Source organism: Streptomyces tauricus (assembly GCF_014650955.1).
GTDB lineage: Bacteria > Actinomycetota > Actinomycetes > Streptomycetales > Streptomycetaceae > Streptomyces > Streptomyces tauricus.
The window spans coordinates 1-16,525 of sequence record NZ_BMVY01000067.1 but is presented as its reverse complement, the minus strand read 5'-3'; the positions used below and the strand labels follow the sequence as shown (position 1 = coordinate 16,525).

At 70.4% G+C, this 16,525-nt stretch carries 14 protein-coding genes and 1 pseudogene; 7 read left to right on the top strand and 8 right to left on the bottom strand.

Translation table 11 applies throughout. The annotated features are described in order from the left end of the window. Positions 1 to 583: 583 nt before the first annotated feature. Together IE278_RS40845 and ptsP are read left to right on the top strand one after the other, a co-directional pair. The gene (locus tag IE278_RS40845; protein WP_189780095.1) at positions 584 to 1,033 is read left to right on the top strand and encodes a PTS sugar transporter subunit IIA; all 450 of its coding nucleotides are present in this window, start codon (positions 584 to 586) and stop codon (positions 1,031 to 1,033) included. A gap of 78 nt (positions 1,034 to 1,111) precedes the next feature. Next, entirely contained in the window at positions 1,112 to 2,782 is a 1,671-nt protein-coding gene (gene ptsP / locus IE278_RS40840) for a phosphoenolpyruvate--protein phosphotransferase (RefSeq protein ID WP_189780094.1), read from the top strand. 78 nt (positions 2,783 to 2,860) lie between these two features. Here the strand turns inward: ptsP and IE278_RS40835 are convergent, their stop codons facing one another. Together IE278_RS40835 and IE278_RS40830 are read right to left on the bottom strand one after the other, a co-directional pair. Then, complete coding sequence (locus IE278_RS40835) at positions 2,861 to 3,757, bottom strand: DUF8829 domain-containing protein (protein WP_189780093.1); 897 nt, start codon at positions 3,755 to 3,757, stop codon at positions 2,861 to 2,863. Between the two features lie 96 nt (positions 3,758 to 3,853). Beyond that, the gene (locus IE278_RS40830; RefSeq protein WP_189780092.1) at positions 3,854 to 5,821 is read right to left on the bottom strand and encodes an acetoacetate--CoA ligase; all 1,968 of its coding nucleotides are present in this window, start codon (positions 5,819 to 5,821) and stop codon (positions 3,854 to 3,856) included. A gap of 213 nt (positions 5,822 to 6,034) precedes the next feature. Between IE278_RS40830 and IE278_RS40825 the strand changes: the two genes are divergently transcribed. Next, positions 6,035 to 8,401: a glycoside hydrolase family 31 protein gene (locus IE278_RS40825; RefSeq protein WP_189780091.1), complete on the top strand. Its 2,367-nt coding sequence runs from the start codon at positions 6,035 to 6,037 to the stop codon at positions 8,399 to 8,401. Positions 8,402 to 8,428: 27 nt separating this feature from the next. On the opposite strand, the gene IE278_RS40820 is transcribed toward IE278_RS40825, so the two are convergent. Together IE278_RS40820 and IE278_RS40815 are read right to left on the bottom strand one after the other, a co-directional pair. Next, positions 8,429 to 8,965, bottom strand: a complete 537-nt coding sequence (locus IE278_RS40820; protein ID WP_189780090.1) for an NUDIX domain-containing protein — start codon at positions 8,963 to 8,965, stop codon at positions 8,429 to 8,431. A gap of 47 nt (positions 8,966 to 9,012) precedes the next feature. Beyond that, a complete protein-coding gene (locus IE278_RS40815) occupies positions 9,013 to 9,822 on the bottom strand; it encodes a M15 family metallopeptidase (protein ID WP_189780089.1) in 810 nt (269 codons plus the stop codon). Between the two features lie 342 nt (positions 9,823 to 10,164). Between IE278_RS40815 and IE278_RS40810 the strand changes: the two genes are divergently transcribed. From IE278_RS40810 to glpK, 4 genes are all read left to right on the top strand, one after another. Next, positions 10,165 to 10,611 (top strand): Zn-ribbon domain-containing OB-fold protein, encoded by a 447-nt coding sequence (locus IE278_RS40810; RefSeq protein ID WP_189780088.1) that lies wholly within the window; start codon positions 10,165 to 10,167, stop codon positions 10,609 to 10,611. Beyond that, positions 10,608 to 11,798 (top strand): lipid-transfer protein, encoded by a 1,191-nt coding sequence (locus tag IE278_RS40805; protein ID WP_189780086.1) that lies wholly within the window; start codon positions 10,608 to 10,610, stop codon positions 11,796 to 11,798. The genes IE278_RS40810 and IE278_RS40805 overlap by 4 nt, the downstream gene beginning before the upstream one ends. Before the next feature lie 382 nt (positions 11,799 to 12,180). Beyond that, positions 12,181 to 12,906 (top strand): MIP/aquaporin family protein, encoded by a 726-nt coding sequence (locus IE278_RS40800; protein ID WP_189780084.1) that lies wholly within the window; start codon positions 12,181 to 12,183, stop codon positions 12,904 to 12,906. A gap of 101 nt (positions 12,907 to 13,007) precedes the next feature. Then, a complete protein-coding gene (glpK, locus tag IE278_RS40795) occupies positions 13,008 to 14,516 on the top strand; it encodes a glycerol kinase GlpK (RefSeq protein ID WP_189780083.1) in 1,509 nt (502 codons plus the stop codon). 97 nt (positions 14,517 to 14,613) lie between these two features. On the opposite strand, the gene IE278_RS40790 is transcribed toward glpK, so the two are convergent. The 4 genes and pseudogenes from IE278_RS40790 to IE278_RS42820 all read right to left on the bottom strand — a co-directional run. After that, positions 14,614 to 15,219 (bottom strand): GTP-binding protein, encoded by a 606-nt coding sequence (locus IE278_RS40790; RefSeq protein ID WP_189780082.1) that lies wholly within the window; start codon positions 15,217 to 15,219, stop codon positions 14,614 to 14,616. A gap of 61 nt (positions 15,220 to 15,280) precedes the next feature. Continuing rightward, positions 15,281 to 15,676, bottom strand: a complete 396-nt coding sequence (locus IE278_RS40785) for a DUF742 domain-containing protein (RefSeq protein ID WP_189780081.1) — start codon at positions 15,674 to 15,676, stop codon at positions 15,281 to 15,283. Positions 15,677 to 15,685: 9 nt separating this feature from the next. Beyond that, a complete protein-coding gene (locus tag IE278_RS40780) occupies positions 15,686 to 16,126 on the bottom strand; it encodes a roadblock/LC7 domain-containing protein (RefSeq protein ID WP_189780080.1) in 441 nt (146 codons plus the stop codon). Then, positions 16,123 to 16,525 (bottom strand): annotated as a pseudogene (locus IE278_RS42820) (histidine kinase); the annotation flags it as partial. The pseudogene IE278_RS42820 and the gene IE278_RS40780, both read right to left, overlap by 4 nt.

Sequence of the window (16,525 nt, the reverse complement as noted above, 5' to 3'; positions counted from 1 at the left end):
GAATGTTTTCCCGTAATCGGGAGAACATCAGGTGAGCGGAACCACCGACCGGAATAAGATCGGTGATTCACAGCGTCCTCGCTGATGCGCCTACCGTGCTTGCGCCCGGTAGGACTTTTTCAAAGGAACCTCCACCCACCACGATGTGGTGGACGGGGTATCAACATATCTGGCGTTGATTTTTGGCACGCTGTTGAGTTCTCAAGGAACGGACGCTTCCTTTGTACTCACCCTCTCGGGCTTTCCTCCGGGCGCTTCCCTTCGTGTTCCCAAACTCTATCAGTGTATTTCCGTCTCTCTGACCACCGATTCTGCGAACATGCAGAACCAGACCCCGAGATAGGATCTGACAAGTTTGGGTGCTGCCAGGCACGGACACTTTCGCGTCCTCGGCCTCAAGCAGGAGTACGACACTACACGGGGCTCCGGAGCGGGCGCAAATCGTTTCCGCTGGGCACGAGGACCGCCAACCGGCTCCTCTGGCGCGGAACCGTCACTTCTCATGACTTACGCTGCTCAACAGTGCGCCGTCCGGGACAGGCAGTGACGGCCCATATGAATCCCCGCCCCCCGGGAGGCCCCCATGACCATCGTGACGTCCCCTCTTGCAGGACGCACCATCGGACTCACCGCAGTACCCGACCCGGTTTTCTCCGGGGCCATGGTGGGCCCCGGAACCGCGATCGACCCCGTGCGGGAGGCTTCTGCGGCGGTCGCGCCCATTGACGGCGTCGTTGTCTCCCTGCACCCGCACGCCTTCGTCGTGGTCGACGACGAAGGCCATGGAGTACTGACGCACCTGGGCATCGACACCGTTCAGCTCAACGGTGAGGGTTTCGAGCTGCTCGTCAACAAGGGGGACACCGTCCAGCGCGGCCAGGCCGTGGTGCGCTGGGACCCTGCCGCCGTCGAAGCGGCCGGCAAGTCCCCCATCTGTCCCATCGTGGCTCTCGAAGCCACGGCCGAGTCCCTCTCCGACGTCAGCGTTGACGGCGAAGTGAAGGCTGGCGACGCTCTCTTCAGCTGGCACTGACCTCATCGCCGTCGACGACGGCAGGCACGGCACGACATCACGGCGGCACGACCCGCCGCTCTATCGGAGACGGGTGACATGGAGACAACGCTGCGAGGCGTCGGCGTGAGCCACGGTGTGGCGATCGGCGAAGTTCGGCACATGGGAACGGCGGTGCTCGAACCGCCTGCCAAGCAGATACCGGTGCAGGACGCGGAGCGCGAACAGGGGCGCGCCCGCAAGGCCGTGGAAGCCGTGGCCGCCGACCTGATGGCGCGCGGCAATCTTGCGGGTGGCGAGGCCCAGGCGGTTCTCGAGGCCCAGGCCATGATGGCCCAGGACCCTGAGCTCATGGCCGACGTCGAAAGGCGTATCGCCGTCGGAAGCACCGCGGAGCGTGGGGTGTACGACGCGTTCGCCTCGTACCGCGCTCTGCTGGCGAACGCCGGTGAGTACCTCGCGGGCCGGGTGGCGGACCTCGACGACGTGCGGAACCGTATCGTCGCCCGGCTGCTCGGTGTTCCGATGCCGGGTGTGCCCGACAGCGACGAGCCGTACGTCCTGATCGCCCGTGACCTCGCGCCGGCCGACACCGCACTGCTGGACCCGACGCTCGTCCTCGGTTTTGTCACCGAGGAGGGCGGGCCGACGAGCCACAGCGCGATCCTGGCGCGGGCTCTCGGTGTGCCGGCCGTGGTGGCGCTGCCGGGAGCCGGTGAGCTGGCCGAGGGCACAATGGTCGCCGTGGACGGCAGCACCGGTGAGATCTTCGTGAACCCGAGTGCGGAGAAGAAGGCCGAGATGGAGGCCGCGGCGGCGGCGCGCAAGGCGGCGCTCGCCGGGTCGACCGGGCCCGGGGCCACCTCCGACGGACACAAGGTTCCGCTGCTGGTCAACATCGGCGGCCCCGCGGACGTTCCGGCGGCGGTCGAGGCCGGCGCCGAGGGCGTGGGTCTGTTCCGCACCGAGTTCCTCTTCCTCGACGACAGCAAGAACGCGCCGTCCGAGGAGAAGCAGGTCGAGGCGTACCGCAAGGTGCTTGAGGCCTTCCCCGAGGGACGGGTCGTGGTGCGCGTGCTCGACGCGGGCGCCGACAAACCGCTCGACTTCCTGACGCCCGCCGACGAGCCGAACCCGGCGCTGGGCGTGCGCGGTCTGCGCTCGCTGCTCGACCACCCCGACGTGCTGCGTACGCAGCTGACGGCGCTGTCGAAGGCTTCCGAGGGCTTGCCCGTGCACCTTGAGGTCATGGCGCCGATGGTCGCCGACCGTGCGGACGCCAAGGCGTTCGCCGACGCGTGCCGTGCGGCGGGGCTGCAGGCGAAGTTCGGTGCCATGGTCGAGATTCCGTCGGCCTCTCTGCGGGCGCGCTCGATCCTCCAGGAGGTCGAGTTCCTTTCGCTCGGGACCAACGACCTCGCGCAGTACACCTTCGCCGCCGACCGTCAGGTGGGCGCCGTGTCCCGGCTCCAGGATCCGTGGCAGCCGGCGCTGCTCGACCTGGTCGCGATGTCCGCCGAGGCGGCGCGGGCCGAGGGCAAGAGCTGTGGCGTCTGTGGCGAGGCCGCTTCGGACCCGCTGCTCGCGTGTGTGCTGACCGGTCTGGGTGTCACCTCTCTTTCCATGGGCGCGGCGTCGATTCCCTACGTCCGCGCGACGCTGGCCAAGTACACGCTGGCGCAGTGCGAGCGGGCCGCGGCGGCGACGCGTGCCTGCGACAGCGCCGAAGAGGCGCGTACCGCTGCTCAGGCGGTGCTGTCCGGCGAGTAGTCGTCCGTGATCGAGGGGCGCTCCACCGCAAGGTGGGGCGCCCCTCGCGTGTTCAGTGCGTGGGTTCAGTACGCGTGTTCAGTGCGTGTGCGCGGTCGTGGGGCCTTCGTCGCCCAGATCCGGTGGCGCGCAGTAGTCGACGCCCGACTCCGGGGAGACGAGGTCGCCGGAGTCGACGTCCGTGCAGTAGGCGTCGAAGACTTCTCCGGCGGTGAGGGGTTCCAGTTCCTCGCCCCGCAGGCGCCAGCCGTAGACCCGGTCGGTCGCGTCGGGTGTGGTGGTGCGCATGACGAGGCCGCCGGCGCTCCGGGTGGCGATGCCCAGGGCGAGCACGGTGGTGAATTCGAGTGCCTCGGACTCGTCCAGGTGCGGTGTTCCGTGCTGGTCGTCGTCGGTGCGCAGGACGGCCACCAGTGCCTCGGGCTCCGTGGAGACGCTGCACACGAGGTGCCGCTCTCCGGGGCCCGACGCTTGGAGGATGCGCAGGAGCAGATCCGAGGCTCGCACGAAGGCCGCCCGGCCGATGTCCTCGCCGCAGGACGCGCAACTGCCGATCCGGGCCAGGAGCGTGGTCGCGTACTCCCAGGTGGCCCGGCGGACCGCTTCGTCGATGAGGTCGGGGACGAGGGTGTCGAGGGTCTGGCCTTCGTAGGGCACGGTCGCGCCGGTCGTGGCGAGCTCCGCCGTGAAGCGGGTGCGGCTGGCCGCGGTGTCGGGGTCGAGTGCGTGCTCGGCGCAGAACTCCGCGTACTCCTCGGGGTCGAAGAGGGCCACCGTGGTGTGGCCGCCCTCGGACGCGAGTGTCCTGAGGAGGGTTTCCACCTGACGGAGATAGTTCGTGTGGTCGTCGAAGGCGAAGCTGCGGTAGCGGCGTCGCATGGCGGTGAAGTCCTGCTCGTCGGTCAGCAGGCCGATCGTTCCGGCGACTTCGCGGCGCAGGACGCGTCGCATGGTCTGGTGCTGGGTGTGCGCCATCTTTCCCCCTGTGCGCGGTGATCAATGCTCACTCACCGTAACCGGCGGCACTGACAATCCGCCTCGGGGTGTCCGAGGCGGTCGCGGCGGGGGTTGTCAGGCGCGGTCGCGGGCCAGTTGCTCGTAGAAGCGGAGCAGGTCGAGGTTGTCGACGGAGCCGGGGTTGACGGCCTTTTCGAGGGGGGTGCCCTGGAGGAGGCGCTTGACCGGGACCTCGATGCGTTTGCCCGTCAGGGTGTGGGGGATGCCGGGGACTTCGATGACCTCGTCGGGGGTGTGGCGGGGTGAGAGCTGTTCCCGGATGGTCTGCTTGATGCGGCCGAGGAGGGCGTCGTCGAGTTCGGCTCCCGGTGCCAGGTGGACGAAGAGCGGCATCCAGTAGCCGCCGTCGGGCTGTTCGACGCCGATGACGAGGGATTCGCGGATCTCCGGGAGGCGTTCGACCGCTTCGTAGATGTCGGCCGACCCCATGCGTACGCCCTGGCGGTTGAGGGTGGAGTCCGAGCGGCCGTGGATGACGACGGAGCCGCGTGAGGTGAGGGTGATCCAGTCGCCGTGGCGCCACGCTCCGGGGTACGTGTCGAAGTAGCTGTCGTGGTAGCGGCTGCCGTCGGGGTCGTTCCAGAAGCGGATCGGCATGGACGGCATGGGGTTGGCGACGACGAGTTCGCCGACCTCGTCGATGAGGGGTTTGCCGCTCGGGTCCCAGGACTGGAGGTCGGTGCCGAGGCCCGCGGCCTGGAGTTCGCCGATGTACACGGGGAGGGTGGGGACGGCTCCCGCGAAGCAGGAGCACACGTCGGTGCCGCCGCTGACGGAGGCGATCCACAGGTCGTCGCGCACCTCGTCGTGCAGCCAGCGGAATCCGTCGGGTGGCAGGGGCGAACCGGTGGTGGCGACGCACTTGATCCGGGAGAGGTCGAAGTCGCGGGAGGGGTGGACGTCCGCCTTGCGGCACGCCATGACGTAAGCGGCCGAGGTGCCGTACAGGGTGGCGCCGGTGCGTTCGGCGATGCGCCACTGGGCGCCGGTGTCCGGATAGCCGGGGCTGCCGTCGTACAGGACGATCGTGGTGCCCGTCAGGAGGCCGGAGACGAGGAAGTTCCACATCATCCAGCCGGTGGACGTGTACCAGAAGAAGCGGTCCTCGGGTCCCAGGTCGCAGTGCAGGCCGAGTTGTTTGAGGTGCTCGACGAGGATGCCGCCCTGGGACTGGACGATGGCCTTGGGCAGGCCGGTCGTGCCGGAGGAGTAGAGCACCCAGAGCGGGTGGTCGAAAGGCACCTCTTCGTAGACGGGTGCGATGTCCGCCGAGGTGAGGGCGGACCATTCGAGGGTGCCTTCGGGGGCCTCGGTGCCGAGCAGCGGGATGTGGACGACGGCGCGCAGGGTGGGCAGTTCGCGGCGCAGTTCGGCGACGGTGTCCCGGCGGTCGTGTTCCTTGCCTCCGTAGCGGTAGCCGTCGACCGCGAAGAGCACGACGGGTTCGACCTGCTGGAAGCGGTCCAGGACGCTGCGGGCGCCGAAGTCCGGGGCGCAGGACGTCCACACCGCGCCGACGGCGGCGGTGGCGAGGAGTGCGGTTACGGCCTGCGGGATGTTCGGCAGGTAGCCGCTGACGCGGTCTCCAGGGCGTACGCCGAGGGCACGCAGTTCGGCGGCCAGGGAGCCGACCTGGCGGCGTAGTTCGGACCAGCTGACGGGACGGGGCTCATGGGTCTCGTCGACGTACAGGAGGGCCGGTTCGTCCGCTCGGGTGTCGGCCGCTCGCAGCGCGTGCTCGGCGTAGTTGAGGGTGGCTCCGGGGAACCACTGGGCCCCCGGCATCGAGCGGTCGCCCAGCACGCGCGCGTAGGGGGTGGAGAACCGTACGTCGAACCAGTCCGTGACGGCTTTCCAGAACGTGCCCAGTTCGTCCACGGACCACCGGTGCAGGCCGGCGTAGCCGCCCTCGGCGGGGGCTCCGTGGTGCTCGGCCGCCCAGGCCTGGAATCGGGTGATCTGTGCCTGGGCGATGCGTTCCTGGTCGGGCTGCCAGAGCGGCGAGGGGTTCGATGAGGTCATGGGTCGGCTCCCGGACTGCGCGCGTCGTGTGCGTGTACCGCGCACGGGCTGGGGTGTGCGCGTCACGCGGCTGAGACGGACGATGCCATGTGATCGACTTTCACACCAGGGTTGGCCCCACATAGTCCGCCCCGTGAACATGTGGTGTCGCCATGGGTGAACGGAAGTTGAACGGAACACTCATGGGTCCATTCGGGTGGCAGGCTGAGCAGCATGAACGGTCGTGACCTGGTGCGTTCGATGAAAGCAGTCGGTTCGGCGGGGGCGGGCCAGGGCTTGCTCACCGTGCGGGCCGCGTGGCGCAGGAGGCGTATCGACGCCGCCGGGCTGCCGGTGCGGGGTGCCGAACGCGCGCGGGTTCCCGGGCCCATGCTGGCCGCCGAGCCCGCGCCCGGCGGCGGCGTCGTCCGGTTCACCCGCTCGGAGCTGCGGATCACCGTCACGGCCGGCGGAGCGGTCTTCTGGGGCTGGGACGGGGCGGCGCCCGAGCCCTCGTACGCGCTCGCGGGCGGTGTTCCCGAGCCGGATCCCCGGGCCGTGCTGGAGCCGGACAAGGACGGCGCCTGGCGGGTGGTGGCGGAGCGGATGACGGTGGTCGTCTCGCGGCTGGGCGCCGTGGAGGTACGGACGCCGGGCGGGGTGTGTCTGCGGCGCGAGCTGCCGCCGCGGTGGTGGGAGCCGGCCGGCGGTGGCAGGGCCCGCTGGATGCAACGCTCCGAAGTGGCCGCCGACGCGCGTTTCTTCGGCCTCGGCGGGCGTGCTTCGGGGCCCCGGCTGCGCGACGGTACGTACCGGTTGTGGAATGCCGGGCCCGGGCACGCCTTCGGTCCCGGTGACGATCCGCTGTACCTCACCATGCCGGTGCAGATGGTGGTGGCCGACGCGGCCACGCACCTCGTGTTCCACGACAGTTCGTGGGACGGCACCGTGACCGTGCGCGAGGGCGAGGAGGGCGCCGGATCCGGGCACGACCGGGCCGGGACGAGCGAACTGCGTATGGACGGCGGGCCGCTGCGCTGCTGGGTGATGGTGGGCACTCCCGCGCGCGTGCTGCAGACCTGGGCGTCCCTGACCGGTGCCGCCGCGCTGCCGCCGGCCTGGGCCCTGGGGCACCATCACGCGCTGCGGGGCCCGCGGAGCGAGCAGGAGGTACGGCGGACGGTGGGCGGCTACCACGAGCACGGACTGCCGCTGGACGCCGTGCACCTGGGCGTCGAGCACTTCGACGCGCACCGGACGTTCACGGTCGACCGGGACCGTTTCCCGAAGCTGCCGGTGCTCGCGGAGGAGCTGCGCCGGGACGGGATCCGGCTGGTGTCGGTCGTGGAACCGGCCGTCAGGGCCGAACCCGGCACCTCCGTGTACGACGGCGGAACCGCCGAGGACGCCTTCGTGCGGGACTCCTCCGGAGAGGTGGTGCGCGGTGTGGTCCGCTCGGGCGAGGCGGTCTATCCGGACTTCACGCGCGCGCGTACCCGCCGGTGGTGGGGCGGGCTCTACGAGGAGCGGCTCTCGCAGGGGTTCGCCGGTTTCTGGCACGACCTGGACGAACCCGTGTCCCTCACCGCGTTCGGCGAGTCCACGCTGCCCCGTTCGGCGCGGCACGACCTGGAGGGCCGTGGCGGCGACCATCGGGAGGCGCACAACGTGTACGCCCTCGCCATGGCCCGGGCCGCCCACGAGGGGCTGAGCGAGCTGGCGCCCCGGGAGCGGCCGTTCCTGTTCTCGCGTTCCGGGTGGGCCGGAACGCAGCGCTACGGAGGGGCCTGGTCCGGGGAGGTGGCCACGGGCTGGCCCGGTCTGCGGGCGTCGCTGTCGCTGGTACTGGGCCTGGGGCTGTGCGGAGTGCCGTACTCGGGGCCCGACGTGGGCGGCTCCGACGGGAACCCCTCCCCCGAGCTGTATCTCCGGTGGTTCCAGTTGGGCGCGTATCTGCCGCTCTTCCGTACGCACGCGGGTCTGCGGGCCGGGCACGGGGAGCCCTGGGAGTTCGGTGACGAGGTTCTGGAGCACGCGCGCGTGGCGCTCGTCGAGCGCCGGCGGCTGCTGCCGTACTTCATGACGCTGGCGCATCTGGCCCGGCGTACGGGTGCGCCGTATGTGCGGCCGTTGTGGTGGGGCGTTCCGGAGGACAGGTCGTTGCGGGACTGCGAGGACGCCTTCCTGCTCGGTGACTGTCTCCTGGTGGCTCCGGTCCTCGATCCGGGGACGGACCGGCGTGCCGTGCGGCTGCCGCGGGGCCGCTGGTACGACGTGGAGACGGAGAGGGTGTACGAGGGGCCCGCCCAGGTGCTGGTCGACGCCCCTCTGTCGCGGATCCCGGTACTGGTCCGCGCGGGCGCCGTGCTGCCCGTACGCGGGGACGACGGCTCGCTGGAGCTGGAGGTGTGGGCGCCCGCCCACGGACGGACCGGGGGCGGGCTGGTGGTCACCGACTCCGGGGACGGCTGGGAGGAGCCGGAGATCGAGCGCTATGTGACGCGCCGGCAGGGGGCGCGTGTGGTCGTGGAGCGGGAGACGGAGGACGGCTCGGCCGAGCCGTCCCTTCCCGTACGGGTGCGAGGACTGGGGACCCGGTGAACGGGCTCTGAGGGTCCGGGGGGACTCTCAGACGTACCGGCCCTCGAACCAGGCCCGGGCCGCCATGGTGTGCAGCGGGAAGGCGAGTTCGGTCGACCTGCGCAGCAGGTGCCAGCCCTCGGTCTCGTCCGTCGCGACGGAGGGCGGCAGGTCGTCGGCGGGACGTTCCGGGAGGGCTCCGAAGAGCAGCAGGTGCCCGTCGGGCGAGCTCAGCGCGTCGACGAGGCGTACGTCGCGGCTCGCCGCGACGATGCCCGTTTCCTCCTTGAGCTCACGGACGACGGCCTGCCGCCAGTCCTCCCGGTGGTCGATGAACCCTCCGGGCAGAGCGACGCCCCCGCGCGCGGGGGCGATCGTTCTGGTGATGACGACCAGGGCCGCCCCCTTCGTGTCGTACACGGGCTGCAGGGCCACCGCGACCGGCAACGGGTTGCGGTAGGCCACACCGCCGCAGGAGGCGCAGGTACGGGGCCAGCCGGAGACGCCTTCTCCGTAGGGTGCGCCGCAGCTCGAACAGTGGGTGCCCGGCGCGGAGTTGGCGGACGAGATATGGGATGGAGACACGCCCGGGACTGTATCCGATGATCAGAAGGTTGTTTTGGCTGGCCGCCTCAGTAGGACGTGACCAGGGACTTGGCCGACACCGGGAAGTCGAAGTAGGTGTCGGGATACGCCTCGGGCTTGAAGGTGAAGTGCCACCACTCCTCGGCGAGGTTCACGAAGCCGAGGCCTTCGAGGGTGTCCTTCAGGAGGAGCCTGTTGGCGCGCTGCTCCCCCTGGATGCGCGGGTCGAGTGTGTGCGACAGGGTGTCGAAGCAGTCGTAGCCCGTGCCCATGTCCACCGAGTTGTCCGGGAAGCGTTCGCCCTGCGGTGCGAAGCAGGGCACGAGGGGTTCTCCGGGGACGTAGGGCCGGGTCGGCTTCGCCGGGAGCTTCACGATCGTGAGGTCCATGGTCGAGCCGCGGCTGTGGCCGGACTTCTCGGCGATGTAACCGTCCTCGAACAGCCGGGTCTTGTCGACGTTCGGATAGAACTCGTCCTTCATGCGCTGGTCGTCGAGGTCCTTGGCCCAGCGGACGAAGTGGTCGACGGCTCGCTGGGGCCGGTAGCAGTCGTACACCTTCAGCGAGTAGCCCTGGGGCAGGAGTTGCCGCTGGGCCTTGTGGAGGGCTTCGGCGGCGGGCCTGGTGAGGATGCACAGCGGTTCGCGGTAGCCGTCGATGCGCTCGCCCACGAAGTTGTGCGGGGTGAAGTAGCGCATCTCCTGGAGGATCGTGCGGTCCACGGACCGGAGGGCCACGAAGTCCTTCGGTGCCTTCGGTTCGGATGTCGCGGTGGCGGAGGCGGAGGCGGCGCTGACAGCGAGCAGGGCGGCGAGCGTGGTCACGAGGGCGCGTACCGCTGCGGTGAGTCGGGTCATGACCCATGCGTCTATCAGGCGCGGGTTGCCCGAGGGAAGTGATCGGATACGGTCCGCGCCGGACCGGACGGCCGGAGTGGGCCCCGGAGGGCAGCTGTTCGGGCGGAAGGGCGGAGGAATCGGCGACTCCGGGTGAGGGACGGCCGGAACCACCCCCGTGGGCCCCGGTCGTCCCTACCGATAGTCGGACGCCCGGGAGACCCCCGGCGGTTCTCCGCGGTCGTCCGCGGTTCCCCGGGGTTCTCCGCGCCTGTGGGCGGCGTGCTCCGAGCACACTGCCCAATCGGCTCGGCCCGTGGCAGACTTCTGACGTTCCGTCAGATCCAGTGTCGTGGAGGAACCTTGTCGCGCACTCGTACACCCGTCGTCACCGGCTGGTTCGCCGGCGAGGGAGACGACTTCCGGCTCCTCGGCACGCGCTGCTCGGTCTGCGCGTCCGTGTTCTTCCCCCGGGAAGACGCCTTCTGCCGCAATCCGGGTTGCTCCGGCGGCGAACTGACGGAGGTACCGCTGTCGAGGCGGGGCCGCGTCTGGTCGTACACGGACAGCCGGTACCGGCCGCCGTCACCCTACGTGTCCGATCGGGAACTCGAATGGGAGCCCTACGCGTTGATCGCTGTGGAGCTGGCGGCCGAGCGCCTCGTGGTGCTCGGGCAGACGGTTCCCGGTGTCGCCGTCGCCGATCTGACGGTCGGCATGGAGGTGGAGGTCGTCCCGGGCGTACTGAACGAGGACGCGGAGACGACCTGGACGACCTGGCACTGGCGGCCGACGGGGGTGACGGCATGACGGGTGAGGTGGCGGTGCTCGGCGCGGGCATGCACCCGTGGGGCAAATGGGGGCGGGGATTCGTCGAGTACGGGACGGTCGCGGCGCGCGAGGCGCTGTCCGACGCGGGCCTCGACTGGGGCCAGGTCGGCTCGATCGTCGGCGCGGACACGGTGCGTGGCGGCTACCCGGGGTTCGTGGCCGGGGCGACGTTCGCCAAGGCGCTGGGCTGGCAGGGCGCCCGGGTGGCGAGCGTGTACGCCGCGTGCGCGTCGGGGGCGCAGGCCGTCGACACCGCGCGGGCACAGATACTGGCGGGGCTCGCGGACGTGGTCCTCGTGGTGGGTGCGGACGCGGCACCGAAGGGGTTCTTCCGGCCCGCGGGAGGGGACCGGCACGACGATCCGGACTGGCTGCGCTTTCGTGTCCTGGGCGCGACGAATCCGACCTACTTCGGGCTGTACGCACGCCGGCGGATGGCGGTCCACGGCGACACCCTGGAGGACTTCGCGCAGGTCAAGGTGAAGAACGCGGCCATGGGGGCGCTGAATCCGAACGCGCGCTACCGCAAGCGGGTCACCGCCGAGGAGGTCGCCGCGTCGGCCGTGGTCGCCGATCCGCTGCGGCTGCTCGACATCTGCGCCACCTCGGACGGCGGGGCGGCGCTGGTGCTGTCCAGCATGGAGTTCGCGCGTCGGCACGGGGCCGCGGATCCGGTGCGGATCCGTGCGGTGTCCACGGTGACGCCCCGCTATCCCAACACCGTGCTGGACCTGCCCGACATCGCGACGGACTCGGCGGCCGCGGTGGAGCCCGCGGCCGGGACGTTCCGCGCGTCGATCGCGCGGGCCGCGTACGAGGAGGCGGGGATCGGTCCTGAGGACCTCTCGCTCGCCGAGGTCTACGACCTGTCCACGGCCCTGGAGCTGCAGTGGTACGAGGATCTGGGGCTGTGCGGTGAGGGCGGGGCGGCCAAGCTCCTCGGGGAGGGCGCGACGGCTCCGGGCGGACGCATACCCGTGAACATGAGCGGAGGGCTCTCCTCCTTCGGAGAGGCCGTTCCCGCACAGGCCATCGCCCAGGTCTGCGAGCTCACCTGGCAGTTGCGGGGAGCGGCGGGCGACCGGCAGGTGGCGGGCGCCCGGGTCGGAGTCACCGCGAACCAGGGTCTGTTCGGGCACGGGTCGGCCGTGATCGCCGTCAGATGAGACGGCGTGTCTGTGGCACGTGAGTCCTCCTCGCGCGCTGCCGACGGCCCGCGCCAGGGTGGGCTGTCGGCGGTCCGCGGTCGGCCCGCGTCGTCGGTGCGAACCGTTCTCGCCCGCGACCTTGACGCTCCCACAGTGCCGGTGAACACTTCCGGTGTCAGTCGACGTCGCCGCAATTCGGCGTATTCAGGCACTGCGCCGCGCGGGCCCTCGTCCGCGCCAACGGGCCATCCCCCACCGGCGATCCGACTGCTACGGCACGCTCGTCACGGACGCCGGGCGGGGCGCGGGACCTCCCTGCCCTCGGCTGAAGTAGCCATGGGAACGCACCCTGCACGGTGGACCGGGGCGGATCGCCCCGGGTCTGGGCCTAGGAGCCGCCATGAGCAACGGAGATGTCTTCGTCGGTGAGGTCATCGGCACAGCGATACTCATCCTTTTCGGCGCCGGAGTGGTCGCCGCTGTCGTACTCAACTACTCCAAGGCGAAGGACGCCGGCTGGGCCGTCATCGCCTTCGGCTGGGGCTTCGGTGTACTGGCCGGCGCGTACACCGCCGCGCCGCTGTCCGGCGGGCACCTCAACCCGGCGGTGACGCTCGGCATCGCGATCGACACCGGCGACTGGGACCAGGTCCACCTCTACATCGCCGGGCAGATGGTCGGCGCGTTCCTCGGCGCGGTGCTGTGCTGGCTGGTCTACTTCGCGCAGTTCCAGGCCAACGCCGAGGACGAGATCGCACAACCGACGCTCGGGATCTTCTCCACCTCACCCGAGATCCGCAATCCCGTGGCGAACCTCATCACCGAGATCATCGCGACCATCGGTCTGGTCCTGCCGATCCTGGCCTTCGGGCTCACCGAGGGGCTCGGCCAGTCCGGTACCGCGATCCTGATCGTCGCGTTCCTGGTGGTCGGCATCGGTCTGTCGCTCGGCGGGCCGACGGGCTACGCCATCAACCCGGCCCGCGACCTGGGCCCGCGTATCGCCCACGCCGTCCTGCCGATCCCCAACAAGGGTACGTCGGACTGGAGTTACTCGTGGATCCCGGTGGTGGGGCCGCTGATCGGCGGCGCGCTGTCCGGGGTCGTCTTCAACGCGGCCTTCTAGGCCCTGTCGTCGCGTTCCCGCTGCGGGCCGGACGACGGGCAGCGGGAAGGTGACGAGGTGAGCCACTGCCGCCCTACGCAGCATCCGACGAAGGGGACGTCATGACGGACAAGTTCGTGGCCGCGATCGACCAGGGCACCACGTCGAGCCGCTGCATCGTCTTCAGCCAGGACGGCGCGATCGTCGCCGTCGACCAGCGTGAGCACCGCCAGATCTTTCCCAAGCCCGGCTGGGTGGAGCACGACGCCACCGAGATCTGGTCGAAGGTGCAGGCCGTGGTCGCGGGCGCGATCGCGAAGGCCGGGCTGCGCGCCGACCAGCTCAGCGCGCTGGGCATCACCAACCAGCGGGAGACGACGGTCCTGTGGGACCGCGCCACCGGCAAACCCGTGCACAACGCGATCGTCTGGCAGGACACCCGTACCTCCGCGCTCTGTGCCGAACTCGGCGGCACGGACGGGCAGGACCGTTTCCGCGAACAGACGGGACTGCCGCTGGCCAGCTACTTCTCCGGGCCGAAGGCGGCCTGGCTGCTGGACAACGTGCCGGGGCTGCGGGCCCGCGCCGAGCACGGCGAGATCGCCTTCGGCACGATCGACTCCTGGCTGATCTGGAACCTCACCGGCGGCACGGACGGCGGACGGCACGTCACGGACGTCACCAACGCCGGCCGCACCATGCTGATGAACCTGGAAACGCTCCAGTGGGACCAGTCCATCCTCTCCGCGATGAACGTCCCCGAGGCGATCCTCCCGGAGATCAAGTCCTCCTCCGAGGTGTACGGGACCGCCGTGGGCCAGCTCGCCGGGGTCCCGGTGGCCTCCGCGCTGGGCGACCAGCAGGCGGCGGTGTTCGGGCAGGCCTGTTATGACGTGGGCACGGCCAAGAACACGTACGGCACGGGCAGTTTCCTGCTGCTCAACACCGGGAACCGGCCCGTGCCCTCGAAGAACGGGCTGCTGACCACCATGGGGTACAAGATCGGCACGGAGGCGCCGGTCTACTGCCTGGAAGGGGCCATCGCGATCACCGGTGCGCTGGTGCAGTGGTTCCGCGACCAGCTCGGCATCATCCGTACGGCCGACGAGATCGAGACCCTGGCGACGAGTGTCGAGGACAACGGAGGCGCGTACATCGTGCCCGCGTTCTCGGGTCTGTTCGCGCCGTACTGGCGCTCCGACGCGCGCGGGGTCGTCACGGGGCTGACCCGGTACGTCACGAAGGGGCACCTGGCGCGGGCGGTCCTGGAGGCGACGAGCTGGCAGACGCGTGAGGTCGTGGACGCCATGTACCAGGACTCCGGGGTGCACATCACGACCCTGAAGGTCGACGGCGGCATGACCAAGAACAACCTGCTCATGCAGCACCAGGCGGACGTGCTCGACGTGCCGGTGATCCGCCCGAAGGTCTCCGAGACGACGTGCCTGGGAGCGGCGTACGCGGCCGGTCTCGCGACCGGGGTGTGGAACGACCTCGACGAGCTGAAGACGCACTGGCAGAAGGACGTCGAGTGGACACCGTCCATGGAGGCGTCGGTCCGCGACCGTGAGTACGGAAACTGGCGCAAGGCGGTGGAGAAGAGCTTCGGCTGGCACGACGACGCGAGCTGAGTCCTGTTGGCGTGCTTCGTCGTTTTTCGCGCTCCACGCGTGCGTGGGGCACGAAAAGCGACGGGGCGCGGGCGCCGGTCCGGGGCCGCCGTGTGCTTCAGCCGGTGACGGTGTGCCGGCGTCCGGCCGCGTACGCCATCGCGTGCTGGACGACCTCGATGAGGACTTCCTTGACCGACTCCCGGCCGCGTGCGTCGCACAGGACCACGGGGACCGCGGCGTCCAGGTCGAGGGCCTGCCGGACGTCCTCGACGGGGTAACGGGAAGCGCCCTCGAAGCAGTTGACGCCCACCACGAAGGGGATGGAGCGCCGCTCGAAGTAGTCGACCGCCGCGAAGCAGTCCTCCAGGCGGCGGGTGTCGGCGAGCACGACCGCGCCCAGGGCGCCGGTCGCCAGCTCGTCCCACAGGAACCAGAAGCGGTCCTGGCCGGGGGTGCCGAACAGGTACAGCACGAGGTCCTCGCGCAGCGTGATGCGGCCGAAGTCCATGGCGACCGTGGTGGTGTGCTTGCCCTCCACGCCGCTGGTGTCGTCGACCGGACGGCCCGCCTCCGTCAGCAGTTCCTCGGTGCGCAGCGGCTTGATCTCGCTGACGGCGCCGACCAGGGTGGTCTTGCCGACACCGAAGCCGCCCGCCACGAGGATCTTGAGAGTGACGGGCTCGACCGGGGCCTTGCCGCGTTCAGTGCGCCCGAAGATCATCGATCTCTTCTCTCGCTTCTCGCTCAGGTGGTGTCTCGTTGCCGCTGTGGTGACACTCGGTTCACAGGGCCCGCAGGCCGCTGATCACATCACGCAGAATGCTTTCGTCCGGCAGCTCCGCCGGGGGTACCGGACGGGTCACACGGACCAGTTCGTCCTCGACGAGGTCGCCGATGAGGACGCGTACGACCCCGATGGGGAGGTCGAGTTCGGCGGCCAGTTCGGCGACCGACTGGGGGGCGTCACGGCAGAGTTCGACGATGTCCACGTGTTCCGGGGACAGGGAGTTGTCCGCCTCCGGGTCGGAGGCGTACTCCTCCGTCACGACCACCGCGATCAGGTCGAGGCGGTGCTGGCCGGGGCTGGTGGTGCGGCCCCGTGTCATGGCATACGGACGGACCACCGGTCCGGCCTCGTCGTCGAACCAGTGGGACAGCTCCTGCCCGTCTCCGCTCATGCCAACTCACTACCCGCCCGAGGACAGTTCGGTGCGCGGAGCGGCGGCGAGATGTGCGCCGACGCGCTTCACCAGCAGCGTCATCTCGTACGCGACCTGTCCGACGTCGGAGTCGGCGTCCGAGAGGACGGCGAGGCAGCTGCCGTCACCGGCGGCCGTGACGAACAGGAACGCCTCGTCGAGTTCGACGACCGTCTGGCGGACGCTGCCCGCGTCGAAGTGCCGGCCGACCCCCTTGGCGAGGCTGTGGAATCCGGAGGCGACGGCGGCGAGATGCTCGCTGTCCTCCCTCGTCAGATCGGTCGAGACCCCCGTGGGGAGGCCGTCTCCGGAGAGCACGAGTGCTTTGCGGATGCTGGCGACACGCGCCACCAGGTCGTCGAGGAGCCAGTTGAGCTCTCCCGTCGCCGTGGTGGTCGTGGTGTGGCCGGCGGCCTTCGGTGCGGTCATCGGCCGTCTCCCTTAGTCGTTCCTGGTGCTGTGCCGTCCTGGGCCTCGTCGCCCGCGGCGTTCTCCTCGCGCCCACGCCGCCAGCCGCGCTGGAGCGAGGCCATCCGGTTGCGTACTTCGTCCGCGTCACGCTCCGAGGGGTCCGTCGTACGGGCCGGGTCGCGCGTGGTGCGCAGGTCGGGCCCTTCCTTCAGCTGCGGGGCCAGATTGGCCTGCCGTACCCGGCGGGGCAGGCCGGAAGCAGGGCCTCCGGCCGGTCCGGCGGCGCGGGCGCCGGGCGACGGGGGGCCGGGACGCGTGCCGTCGGGTTCGATCCCGCGTCGCGATCCCCGCTGCGGCAGGGCCGGGGGCTCACCGGCTCCGCCCGCCACGGCTCCCGGGCCGCGCTCGCGGTCCGCC

Bases quoted from the DNA above. Each gene is read 5' to 3' on its own strand.
- IE278_RS40845 (WP_189780095.1), top strand. From the start codon at position 584: ATGACCATCGTGACGTCCCCTCTTGCAGGACGCACCATCGGACTCACC.
- ptsP (WP_189780094.1), top strand. From the start codon at position 1,112: ATGGAGACAACGCTGCGAGGCGTCGGCGTGAGCCACGGTGTGGCGATC.
- IE278_RS40835 (WP_189780093.1), bottom strand. From the start codon at position 3,757: ATGGCGCACACCCAGCACCAGACCATGCGACGCGTCCTGCGCCGCGAA.
- IE278_RS40830 (WP_189780092.1), bottom strand. From the start codon at position 5,821: ATGACCTCATCGAACCCCTCGCCGCTCTGGCAGCCCGACCAGGAACGC.
- IE278_RS40825 (WP_189780091.1), top strand. From the start codon at position 6,035: ATGAACGGTCGTGACCTGGTGCGTTCGATGAAAGCAGTCGGTTCGGCG.
- IE278_RS40815 (WP_189780089.1), bottom strand. From the start codon at position 9,822: ATGACCCGACTCACCGCAGCGGTACGCGCCCTCGTGACCACGCTCGCC.
- IE278_RS40805 (WP_189780086.1), top strand. From the start codon at position 10,608: ATGACGGGTGAGGTGGCGGTGCTCGGCGCGGGCATGCACCCGTGGGGC.
- IE278_RS40800 (WP_189780084.1), top strand. From the start codon at position 12,181: ATGAGCAACGGAGATGTCTTCGTCGGTGAGGTCATCGGCACAGCGATA.
- glpK (WP_189780083.1), top strand. From the start codon at position 13,008: ATGACGGACAAGTTCGTGGCCGCGATCGACCAGGGCACCACGTCGAGC.
- IE278_RS40790 (WP_189780082.1), bottom strand. From the start codon at position 15,219: ATGATCTTCGGGCGCACTGAACGCGGCAAGGCCCCGGTCGAGCCCGTC.
- IE278_RS40785 (WP_189780081.1), bottom strand. From the start codon at position 15,676: ATGAGCGGAGACGGGCAGGAGCTGTCCCACTGGTTCGACGACGAGGCC.
- IE278_RS40780 (WP_189780080.1), bottom strand. From the start codon at position 16,126: ATGACCGCACCGAAGGCCGCCGGCCACACCACGACCACCACGGCGACG.